The 11,218-nt window shown below is 73.1% G+C and carries 9 protein-coding genes; 3 read left to right on the forward strand and 6 right to left on the reverse strand.

What is annotated here, in order from left to right:
* Window position 1: 1 nt before the first annotated feature.
* The 4 genes from glpK to mmuM all read right to left on the reverse strand — a co-directional run bounded on the left by glpK (window position 2) and on the right by mmuM (window position 4,515).
* A complete protein-coding gene (gene glpK / locus AB0O91_RS31870; protein ID WP_363440551.1) occupies window positions 2-1,522 on the reverse strand; it encodes a glycerol kinase GlpK in 1,521 nt (506 codons plus the stop codon).
* A 100-nt stretch (window positions 1,523-1,622) separates the two neighbouring features.
* A complete protein-coding gene (locus tag AB0O91_RS31875) occupies window positions 1,623-2,342 on the reverse strand; it encodes an MIP/aquaporin family protein (protein WP_363440554.1) in 720 nt (239 codons plus the stop codon).
* Window positions 2,343-2,642: 300 nt separating this feature from the next.
* Entirely contained in the window at window positions 2,643-3,407 is a 765-nt protein-coding gene (locus AB0O91_RS31880; RefSeq protein ID WP_363440557.1) for an IclR family transcriptional regulator, read from the reverse strand.
* A gap of 163 nt (window positions 3,408-3,570) precedes the next feature.
* Window positions 3,571-4,515: a homocysteine S-methyltransferase gene (gene mmuM, locus AB0O91_RS31885; RefSeq protein WP_363440559.1), complete on the reverse strand. Its 945-nt coding sequence runs from the start codon at window positions 4,513-4,515 to the stop codon at window positions 3,571-3,573.
* A 161-nt stretch (window positions 4,516-4,676) separates the two neighbouring features.
* Here mmuM and AB0O91_RS31890 point away from each other — a divergent pair, with 161 nt between their 5' ends.
* From AB0O91_RS31890 to AB0O91_RS31900, 3 genes are all read left to right on the forward strand, one after another.
* A complete protein-coding gene (locus AB0O91_RS31890) occupies window positions 4,677-5,699 on the forward strand; it encodes an NUDIX domain-containing protein (RefSeq protein ID WP_363440561.1) in 1,023 nt (340 codons plus the stop codon).
* 20 nt (window positions 5,700-5,719) lie between these two features.
* Window positions 5,720-6,268, forward strand: a complete 549-nt coding sequence (locus AB0O91_RS31895; protein ID WP_363440564.1) for an NUDIX domain-containing protein — start codon at window positions 5,720-5,722, stop codon at window positions 6,266-6,268.
* A gap of 175 nt (window positions 6,269-6,443) precedes the next feature.
* Window positions 6,444-8,462 carry an acetoacetate--CoA ligase gene (locus tag AB0O91_RS31900; RefSeq protein WP_363440566.1) on the forward strand — a complete coding sequence of 673 codons (2,019 nt, stop codon included), beginning with the start codon at window positions 6,444-6,446 and terminating at the stop codon, window positions 8,460-8,462.
* Window positions 8,463-8,526: 64 nt separating this feature from the next.
* On the opposite strand, the gene ptsP is transcribed toward AB0O91_RS31900, so the two are convergent.
* Window positions 8,527-10,197: a phosphoenolpyruvate--protein phosphotransferase gene (gene ptsP, locus AB0O91_RS31905; RefSeq protein ID WP_363440569.1), complete on the reverse strand. Its 1,671-nt coding sequence runs from the start codon at window positions 10,195-10,197 to the stop codon at window positions 8,527-8,529.
* Between the two features lie 101 nt (window positions 10,198-10,298).
* Complete coding sequence (locus AB0O91_RS31910) at window positions 10,299-10,748, reverse strand: PTS glucose transporter subunit IIA (protein WP_363440572.1); 450 nt, start codon at window positions 10,746-10,748, stop codon at window positions 10,299-10,301.
* Between the last annotated feature and the right edge of the window lie 470 nt (window positions 10,749-11,218).

Below are 11,218 nucleotides of genomic sequence, written 5' to 3' on the forward strand. Positions count from 1 at the left end.
GTCAGTTGTTCTCTTCCTCCTCCACCCAGCCCATGGTGCGCTCCACGGCCTTGAGCCACTTCTTGTACTCACGCTCCCGGGTGGCCTCGTCCATGCGGGGGGTCCACTCGGCGGCGCGGTGCCAGTTGGCCCGCAGGGTGTCGAGGTCGTTCCAGAAGCCGACGGCGAGTCCGGCCGCGTAGGCCGCGCCGAGGGCGGTGGTCTCGGCCACGTACGGGCGCTCGACCGGGGCGTTCAGGACGTCGGCGATGTTCTGCATGAGCAGGTTGTTGCTGGTCATGCCGCCGTCGACCTTGAGGGCGGTGAGCTCGACCCCGGAGTCCTTCTGCATGGCGTCGACGACCTCGCGGGTCTGCCAGGCGGTGGCCTCCAGGACGGCCCGGGCCAGGTGGCCCTTGGTGACGTACCGGGTCAGACCGGCGATCACACCGCGGGCGTCGGAGCGCCAGTACGGGGCGAACAGGCCGGAGAAGGCCGGGACGAAGTAGGCGCCGCCGTTGTCCTCGACGGTGTTGGCGAGGGTCTCGATCTCGGCGGCGGTGGAGATGATGCCGAGCTGGTCGCGCAGCCACTGGACGAGCGAGCCGGTGACGGCGATCGAGCCCTCCAGCGCGTACACCGGGGCCTGGTCGCCGATCCGGTAGCCGACCGTGGTCAGCAGGCCGTGGTACGAGTTGACGATCTTCTCGCCGGTGTTCAGCAGCAGGAAGGTGCCGGTGCCGTAGGTGGACTTGGCCTCGCCCTCGTCGAAGCAGGTCTGGCCGAACAGCGCGGCCTGCTGGTCGCCGAGCGCGGAGGCGACCGGGACGCCGGCCAGGTCGCCGACGGCCTCGCCGTAGACCTCGGCGGACGAGCGGATCTCCGGCAGGACGGCCATCGGCACGCCCATCGACTCGGCGATGTCCGCGTCCCAGGCCAGGCTCTTGAGGTTCATCAGCATGGTGCGGCTGGCGTTGGTCACGTCGGTGACGTGCTTGCCGCCGTTCACACCGCCGGTGAGGTTCCAGATCACCCAGGTGTCCATGGTGCCGAACAGGATGTCGCCGGCCTCGGCGCGCTCGCGCAGGCCCTCGACGTTGTCCAGCAGCCAGCGGATCTTCGGGCCGGCGAAGTAGCTGGCCAGCGGGAGGCCGGTCTCGCGGCGGAAGCGGTCCTGGCCCACGTTGCGGCCCAGCTCGCGGCAGAGCGCCTCGGTGCGGGTGTCCTGCCACACCAGCGCGTTGTGCACCGGCTCACCGGTGTGCCTGTCCCACAGGACGGTGGTCTCGCGCTGGTTGGTGATGCCGATCGCGCGGATGTCGTCCCTGGTCAGGCCGGCCTTCTCCAGCGCGCCGCGGACGACCGACTGCACCCGGGTCCAGATCTCGGCGGCGTCGTGCTCGACGTAGCCGGGCTGGGGGAAGATCTGCCGGTGCTCCTGCTGGTCGACGGAGACGATCCGGCCGTCGGCGCCGAAGATGATGCAGCGGCTGGAGGTGGTGCCCTGGTCGATCGCGGCGATGTAGTTGCCAGTGGAGGTCATGTGGAGGGTCCTCGGCTCAAGTTCGGGGGATTACGGGGTGGGTGGGCCTGACACGGACGTCCGGTCAGTCCCCGTGCTCGGCGGGTTCGAACCCGTTGCTCTAGAAGATCGCGTTGTACAGGCCACCGGCCGCCAGGCCGCCGAGGAGCGGGCCGACGACCGGGATCCAGGCGTACGACCAGTCGGAGCTGCCCTTGTTGGGGATCGGCAGGAAGGTGTGCGCGATGCGCGGGCCGAGGTCACGGGCCGGGTTGATGGCGTAGCCGGTCGGGCCACCGAGGGAGAGGCCGATGCCGACGACGGTGAAGGCGACCATCAGGGTGCCGGTGCCGGACTGCGACAGGCCGGAGTTGGTGCCGATGGTGAGGATCGCGAAGCAGAGCACGAAGGTGCCGATGACCTCGGTGATCACGTTCTGGAGCTTGTTCCGGACCTCCGGCCCGGTCGAGAAGATGCCGAGGGTGGGCTCCTCGTTGGCCTCGAACTGGCCGAGGTAGGTGAGCCAGACCAGTACGGCGCCGATGATCGCACCGAGCAGCTGGGAGCCGAGGTAGAGCGGCACCTGGCTCCACTCGCCGCTCTTGACCGCGAGCGCGATGGTGACGGCCGGGTTGAGGTGGGCACCGGACTTCGGAGCCGACATGTAGGCGGCGATGAGGACCGCGAAGCCCCAGCCGAAGGTGATCGCCAGCCAGCCGGCGTTGACGGCCTTCGACTTCTTGAGGGTCACGGCGGCGCAGACGCCACCGCCGAGGAGTATCAGGGCGGCGGTGCCGAGGGTTTCGCCGACGAAGACGTCGCCGTTGGAGAACGCGGACACAAAGACTCCCTTGTCATGGCCCGAGGTGCGGGTGGGGGCAGGCGGCGGGTCGATCCCTGTGCGGGTGAGCGCATCGGGGGAGTGATCTTCCCGGCCATCGTTCGACAATGTCGACCGTCATGCGGAAGCTTCCTCCCCAGGTCGGCCCCGCGTCAAGGCGGGGTTACGGAGCTGTGACCCTTCCCTCGACGGGTCAACCGAAGTTACCCAGCGGAGCGCCCCGAATCGGGGCAAAACGCCAAGGCGCGGACAGGCCTACCGCCCGTCCGCGCCTCAGCGTGACGAAAAGGACCGTCGCGGTCAGAACCGCCCGGCGCCCAGATCGCGGGAGATCGCCCGCGCCGCGCTGCGCACCGAGGCCACCAGCGAGGGCTTCACGAAGCCGTCCTCGCAGACCCGTTCGACCGGCCCGTTGATGCACACCGCGCCCACCGGGTTGCGCCGCCGGTCCTGGATCAGCGCGGCGATCGAAGCCACGCCCTCCCAGGTCTCCTCGACCGAGTCCGCCCAGCCGCGCTCGCGGATCAGCGCGCACTCCGCGTCCAGGTCGCTCGCCCCGGTCAACGTCCGCACGGTGTACGACTCGTACGGCCCGTCGCCCAACTCCCCGCGCGCGACCGGGTCGTAGGCCACCAGCACCTTGCCGATCGCGGTGCTGTGCAGCGGCTGCATCGAACCGACCTCCAGCACCTGCCGGGTGTCGTCGGGCCGGAACACGTGGTGCACGATCAGGACGCCCTGCTGGTGCAGCACCCCCAGGTAGACGGTCTCGCCGGCCGCCCGGGCCAGGTCGTCCGCCCACACCAGCGCCCGCGCCCGCAGCTCGTGCACGTCCAGGTAGCTCTGGCCGAGCCGCAGCAGTTCGGCGCCCAGCTGGTACTTGCCGCTCTCCGGGTCCTGCTCGACGAACCCCTCCTGCTGCAGCGTGCGCAGGATGCCGTGCGCGGTGCCCTTGGCGAGGTCCAGCGCCGTCGCGACCTCGGACAGGCCCAGCCGACGCTCACCGCCCGCCAGCAGGCGCATGATCGCGGCGGCCCGGGAGAGCGACTGGATCGGGCCGGGCATGGGTACCTCCGCGCTGACAGCGGTCGACATTGTCGACCGTAGGGGTGACGGGACGAGTCTGCCAGGCCGCCGTCGGTCCGTGCACCTTCCCCCTCGGTAACCCCGACTCGGCCGGGTGTTAACCTCCCGCCGCCCGCCCGGCGCGATCATCTGAGGGGAGGGCTTAGCCCTCCACCCCGCTGAGCTGCCCGCGCCGCACGGTCACCTCGGCGGCCAGCGCCGCGATCCCGTCCGTGCCGACCCGGCAGCAGCCGCCGACCAGCCGGGCGCCCGCCGTCAGCCAGCCGCCGACCCGCGCCGAGCGGAAGGTCGGCTCCCCGCGCCAGTCCCGGCGGGCCGCGTCCCACCGCTCACCGCTGTTCGGGTACACCACCACCGGCTTGCCGGTCACCTCGGCGGCCACCGCCACGGCCAGGTCCGCGTCCCGCGGCGTGCAGCAGTTGACGCCCACCGCGAGCACCTCGTCCACGTCCGCGGCCAGCGCGAACGCCTCCGCGAGCGGCTGCCCGGCCCTGGTCCGGCCGTCCGCCACGCTGTACGACAGCCAGGCCGGCACCCCCAGCCCGCGCACCAGCTCCAGCAGGGCCCGCGCCTCGTCCGCGTCCGGCACCGTCTCCAGCGCCAGCACGTCCGGGCGGGCCGCCGCCAGCACCTCCAGCCGCGGCCGGTGGAAGGCCACCAGCTCCGCGTGGTCCAGCCCGTACCGGCCGCGGTACTCCGACCCGTCCGCCAGCACCGCCCCGTACGGGCCGACCGAGGCCGCCACCCAGCGCCGCCGCCCACCCGGCTCGGCCCGCGCCGCCTCCCGGGCCAGCTCCACGCTGCTCGCCAGCAGCCGGGCCGCCGCCGCGTGCCCGATCCCGCGTCCGGCGAAGCCCTCGAAGCTGGCCTGGTAGCTCGCCGTGATCGCCACCTCGGCCCCGGCCGCGAAGTACGCCCGGTGCGCCGCGACCACCGCCTCCGGCTCGTCCGCCAGCAGCCGCGCCGACCACAGCCCGTCCGACAGGTCGTGCCCGGCGGCGGCCAACTGGTTGGACATCCCGCCGTCCAGGACCAGCGGGCCGGCCGCCAGCGCGGTGGCGAAGTCCGGCGGGGGAGCAGTGGGCATCTCGTTCTCCTCGGGCGCGGTCGTTCCTGGTCACAGCCTAGAAGCCGGAGCCCTCCGGCCACCGGGAAAACCGTTTGCCGCCGGGGAACGGAGTCGTTACGTTGTGCTCATCCCGAGAACGACAGCACCAGGTGCCCCAGGGGCGCGGAGAGGAGCCGGCGATGGCAGCGGACGAACCGTCCCCCCAGCCCGCCGCCGGGCCCACGGCCGAGCAGCAGTGGCTCGCCGCGTACGACCCGCGCGCCTACGCCCCGATCGCCGTCACGGTCGACGTGGTGGCCCTGACGCTCCGGCACGGCCGCCTGCACGTCCTGCTGGTCGAGCGCGGCGCCCCGCCCTACCAGGGCTGCTGGGCGCTGCCCGGCGGCTTCCTGCGAGCGGGGGAGGAGAGCCTCGACGAGGCCGCCGCGCGTGAACTCGCCGAGGAGACGGGCCTGCAGAGCGCCTCCGAGGTCGAGGTCGCGCTCTGCCGGCTGCACCTCGAACAGCTCGGCACCTACGGCGCTCCCGAACGTGACCCACGGATGCACGTCGTCTCCGTCGCCTACCTCGCCTTCGCCCCGGACCTGCCCGATCCGCAGGCCGGAACGGACGCCGCGGCCGCCGCCTGGCACCCGGTGGCCGACCTCGACCCGGCCCCGCGGCCCCCGGACCGCGCCCCAGCCGCCGGTGTGCCCGCCGACACCCACGGGGGTGGCGTCGACGGGCACACCGGCTCCCGCCCGGACACCGCGGGCCCGGTCACCGAGGCCCCGCCCGCCGACGCACCGCCCGCCGACATCCCGGTCGCCGACATCTTGCGGACCGGCGGCCCGATCCGGCTGGCCTTCGACCACGACCGCATCCTCGCCGACGGCCTGGACCGGGTCCGCGCCAAGCTGGAGTACAGCCCGCTCGCCACCGCCTTCCTGCCGCACGACTTCACCATCCCCGAACTGCGGGCCGTCTACGAGGCCGTCTGGGACGAGAAGCTCCACCCCGGCAACTTCCACCGCAAGGTCCTCTCCTGCCCCGGCTTCGTCGAGGGCACCGGCTCGACCACCGAGCGCGGCGGCGCCCGCGGCGGCCCCCGGGCCCGCACCTACCGCGCCGGCGACGCCCGCCAGCTCCACCCGGCCCTGCTCCGCCCCGCCCGCGAGGAGGAGCCCGGCGCCGGCCCCATCGCCGCCGACCAGGTCCACTGAGCCCCGGCTACCATCCGCCCATGACCACCGACGAAGCCACCCTGCCCGCCCACCGGCCGTTCTCCCACTGCCACTTCTGCGGCGCGCCGTACCCGTCCGGCACCGACGCCTGGCCCCGCACCTGCCCGGGCTGCGCCGAGATCAGCTACCGCAACCCGCTGCCCGTCGCCGTCACCGTCCTGCCCGTCACCCGGCCCGACGCCGACCCGGCCCTGGTCGTCATCCGCCGCACCATCGAGCCCGGCTACGGCGAACTCGCCTTCCCCGGTGGCTACATGGACTTCGGCGAGAGCTGGCAGCAGGCCTGCGTGCGGGAACTCGCCGAGGAGACGGGCATCCCGGCCGACGCCGCCGACGTCCGCCTGATCCACCTGGCCTCCGACCCCAACGGCCGCTTCGTCATGGTCTGCGGGCTGCTCCCCGCCCGCCCGCTCGCCGAACTCCCGCCCTCGCAGCCCACGGACGAGACCGAGGGCTGGCAGCTCGCCACCGCCGACACCCCGCTCGTCTGGGACTTCCACAACGGCATCCTGCGCCGCTGGTTCAAGGGCGAGTTCACCACCGACTGACCCCGGGCCCGTCCGGCGGACCAGCCCGGGCCCGGCCCACCGGACGGGCCCCCGCGGCCCACCGGCCGACCCTGGCGCAGCGGGCGCGCACATGGCATGGTCTGCACCGACAGCCCAACCGGACGGGTTGGCCACGAGCTCACCCGTCCCCACCACCGGCCGGGAGACCACCACCGTGAGCACCCCACCCCAGGACCAGCCGCTCTGGCGCCCCACCCCCGCTCGCGCCGCCGCCACCAGCCTGGTGGCCTTCCAGGCCTGGGCCGCGGAGCACCACGGCGCCCCGGCCGCCCCGCTGGCCCCGGCCGCCGACGACCAGCAGGCCGCCCAGCGCTACGCCGACCTGCACGCCTGGTCCACCGCCGACCTCGACCGCTTCTGGACGGCGGTCACCCAGTGGTTCGACGTCCGCTTCACCCATGCCCCCGAGGCCGTCCTCGCCGACCCGGCCATGCCCGGCGCCCGCTGGTTCCCCGGCGCCCGCCTCAACTACGCCGAGCACGCCCTGCGCGCCGCCGAGACCCCTGCCAACGCCGACCGCCCGGCGATCCTCCACCTGGACGAGACCACCGAGCAGCCGGCCGTCCTCACCTGGGCCGAGCTCCGCCGCCAGGTCGGCTCGCTGGCCGCCGCCCTGCGCGCCCGCGGCGTCGGACCCGGCGACCGGGTCAGCGCCTACCTGCCCAACATCCCGCAGGCCGCCGTCGCGCTCCTCGCCACCGCCGCCGTCGGCGCGGTCTGGACCAGCTGCGCCCCCGACTTCGGCGCCCGCAGCGTCCTCGACCGCCTCCAGCAGATCGAGCCCACGGTCCTCTTCGCCGTCGACGGCTACCACTACGGCGGCAAGGACCACGACCGCACCGAGGTCGTCGCCGAGCTGCGCCGCGAACTCCCCGGCCTGCACACCGTGGTGCACGTCCCGCTGCTCGGCGCCCCCGCCCCCGAGGGCGCCCTCCAGTGGGACGACCTGGTCGCCGAGGACGTCGAGCCGGTCTTCGAGCCCGTCCCCTTCGACCACCCGCTCTGGGTCCTCTACTCCTCCGGCACCACCGGCCTGCCCAAGGCCATCGTCCAGAGCCAGGGCGGCATCCTGCTCGAACACCTCAAGCAGGCCGGCCTCCACCTCGACCTCGGCCCGCAGGACCGCTTCCTCTGGTACACCTCCACCGGCTGGATGATGTGGAACTTCCTGCTGGCCGGCCTCCTGGTCGGAGCCACGATCGTCACCTACGACGGCAGCCCGGGCCACCCCGACACCGGCGCCCTGTGGTCCGTCGCGGCCCGCACCGGCGCCACCGTCCTCGGCACCTCGGCCGCCTACGTCATCGCCAGCCGCAAGGCCGAGCTGCACCCCGGCCGCGAGCTCGACCTCTCCGCCGTCCGCTGCATCGGCACCACCGGCTCCCCGCTCCCGCCCGACGGCTTCCGCTGGATCTACGACGAGGTCAAGCAGGACGTCTGGCTCGCCTCGGTCAGCGGCGGCACCGACGTCTGCTCCTGCTTCGTCGGCGGCGTCCCCACCCTGCCGGTGTACCTCGGCGAGATCCAGGCCCCCTGCCTCGGCGCGGCCGTCGAGTCCTGGGACGTCCAGGGCCACCCGCACACCGACACCGTCGGCGAACTCGTCGTCACCAAGCCCATCCCGTCGATGCCCACCGGCTTCTGGAACGACCCCGAGGGCACCCGGTACCACGACAGCTACTTCGACACCTACCCCGGCATCTGGCGACACGGCGACTGGATCACCGTCACCTCCCGCGGCACCGTCGTGATCCACGGCCGCTCCGACTCCACCCTCAACCGCCAGGGTGTCCGGATGGGCTCCGCGGACATCTACGAGGTCGTCGAGCGCCTCCCCGAGATCGCCGAATCCCTGGTCATCGGCCTGGAGGAGCCGGACGGCGGCTACTGGATGCCGCTGTTCGTCGTCCTCGCCCCCGGCGCCGAACTCGACCAGGACGTCATCGGCCGGATCCGCACCTCGCTGCGCACCGAGCTCTCCCCGCGCCACGTCCCGGACGAGGTGATCGCCGTGCGCGGCCTGCCGCACACCCTCACCGGCAAGCGCATCGAGGTCCCGGTCAAGCGGATCCTCTCCGGCACCCCGCTGGAGCAGGCCGTCAACCCGGGCTCCGTGGACGACATCGACCACCTGCGCTACTTCGAGCAGCTGCGCCGCGACCGTCAGGCCTGACGAACGCCGAAGGGGCGCCCCACCGGGGCGCCCCTTCATCCGTTCCTCTGTGTCCCGCGCGTTCCTACTCGCCGGACAGCACCTGCTGCGCCGCGGCCCGCGCCTCCTCGGCACTGTCCGCGGCCCGGGCCGCCTCGGCCGCCCGACGGCACTGCGCCAGGGTGTACTTCGCCAGCGTGGCTCGCACGTAGGGGATCGAGGCCGCGCCCATCGACAGGCTGGTGACGCCGAGACCGGTCAGCACCACGGCCAGCAGCGGGTCCGAGGCCGCCTCACCGCAGACGCCGCAGCTCTTGCCGGCCACCCGCGCCGCATCGGCGGCCGAGGCGACCAGGTCGAGCAGCGCCGGCTGCCACGGGTCCTGCAGCCGGGCCAGCGCGCCGACCTGCCGGTCGGCGGCGAAGGTGTACTGAGCCAGGTCGTTGGTCCCCAGCGACAGGAACTCGACCTCCTGGAGGATCGACCGGGCCCGCAGCGCGGCCGACGGGATCTCCACCATCGCACCGAACTTGGCGTTCAGCCCGGCCTCGCGGCAGGCGGCCGCGAAGTCCGCGGCGTCCTTGCGGTCGGCCACCATCGGGGCCATCACCTCGAGGTGCACCGGCAGGCCCTCGGCCGCCGTGGCCAGCGCCCGCAGCTGGGTGCGCAGCACCTCGGGGTGCTCCAGCAGGGTGCGCAGACCGCGCACGCCCAGCGCCGGGTTCGGCTCGTCGGCCGGGGTCAGGAAGTCCAGCGGCTTGTCCGCGCCCGCGTCCAGCACCCGGACCACGACCCGGCCCTCCGGGAACGCCTCCAGCACCTTGCGGTACGCCTCGACCTGCTTCTCCTCGCCGGGAGCCTTCGCCGAGTCGTCCAGGAACAGGAACTCGGTACGGAACAGGCCGACGCCCTCCGCACCGTTCTCCAGCGCGGCCGGCACGTCCGCCGGGCCACCCACGTTGGCCAGCAGCGGAACCCGGTGCCCGTCCGAGGTCCGACCCGGACCGGAGGACGCGGCCAGCGCGGCCTTGCGCTCGGCGGCGGCCGCCCGCAGCTCGTCCTGCTTCTCCTGCGACGGGTCCAGCAGCACGTCGCCCGAACTGCCGTCCACCGCGACGACGGTGCCCTCGGCGACGTCCGTCGCGGCCGGCAGCGCGACCACGGCCGGCACGCCCAGGGCCCGCGCCAGGATGGCGCTGTGGCTGGTCGGCCCGCCCTCCTCGGTCACGAAGCCGAGCACCAGCGTCGGGTCCAGCAGCGCGGTGTCGGCCGGCGCCAGGTCCCGCGCGAACAGCACGTACGGCTCGTCGCTGTCCGGCACACCCGGCATCGGCACGCCGAGCAGGCGCGCCACGATGCGGTTGCGCACGTCGTCCAGGTCGGCGACCCGGCCGGCCAGGTACTCCCCGGCGGAGGCGAGCAGCGCCCGGTAGGCCGCGAAGGCGTCGTACACGCCGCGCTCGGCGCTGCTGCCGACGGCGATCCGGCGGGACACGTCGGCCATCAGCTCCGGGTCCTGCGCCATCAGCGCCTGGGCCTCCAGCACGGCCTGTGCCTCGCCGCCCGCCAGGTTGCCGCGAGCGATCAGATCGGCGGCGACCGCCTCGACGGCCGCCACGGCACGCGCCTGCTCGCGGGGGGCGTCCTCGGTCGGGATCTGGGTGGCCGGGGGCTCCAGGACCGCCGTGCCCATGTGCCGCACCTGGCCGATCGCGACCCCGTGGCTGACACCCACGCCGCGCAGTGTCTTCTCCATGTACCTGTTTCTCCGCTGAGAGGAGCGGCCCCGCCGGGAACCGCTGAGTGCCGGGTCGCCCCGTCAACTCCTGCGGGGCGGGTCTGTCCGTGGTTGAGAGGTCAGCTCCAGCTGAACAGCTCGTCGCCCGCCTGGGCCTTGCCGTCCTCGCGCAGGCCACCCAGCGCGTCGGAAGCGGCCTCCAGCGCCACGATCGGCGAGATCGGCGACTTGCCGGCGGCCTCGACGGCCGACGGGTCCCACCGGATCACGGCCTGACCGCGGGTCACGGTGTCGCCCTTGTTGACGAGCAGCTCGAAGCCCTCGCCGTTCAGCTGCACGGTGTCGATCCCGAGGTGGGTCAGCACACCGTGGCCGTCCGCGTCCACCACGACGAAGGCGTGCGGGTGCATGGAGACGACGACGCCGTCCACCGGAGCGACCGCCTCGGTGGGCTCGCGGACCGGGTCGATCGCGGTGCCCGGGCCGACCATCGCACCCGAGAACACCGGGTCGGGCACGCCGGCGAGCCCGACGACCTTGCCGGTCAGCGGCGACGTCACAGTGGTCATGGTTGTGCCTCCCAAGTGCGCAATACAGCGAGCGGCCGCGAGGTGCGGCACACGATCAACTGAAGCCTAAATCATGTCAACTTCGGACATCTGCCGACATTCCCGGGCGAAGACCCACGCCCCCGCCCGTCTACCGACCGGCGTCACATCGACTCGCGACTGGTCTAGTCCTCTTGGTCGATGCGCCGCACTCTACAGGCATCTTGGCGAACGGGAGCCATTGCTGTATATGCTCGCGAGAGCAACAAATCATGCCGCCGCCCGGGTGACTCCCGGTGCGCTCCGATTCGCGCTCCGGCCGCCGAGCCGCTATGGTTGGCCGAGTCGCCGCAACCCGGCGGTTAACAGCAGATTTCAGATGGAAAAAGCCCCGGTAAACGGAGCGGAAAACATCTGGTAAGCTGGAAACACGAAAGAACGAAGCGCCCGGAGGGCCCGCTGGAAGGCGGTCCGAAGGAAGCGTCCGTTCC

The organism is Kitasatospora sp. NPDC089797 (genome assembly GCF_040684795.1).
GTDB lineage: Bacteria > Actinomycetota > Actinomycetes > Streptomycetales > Streptomycetaceae > Kitasatospora.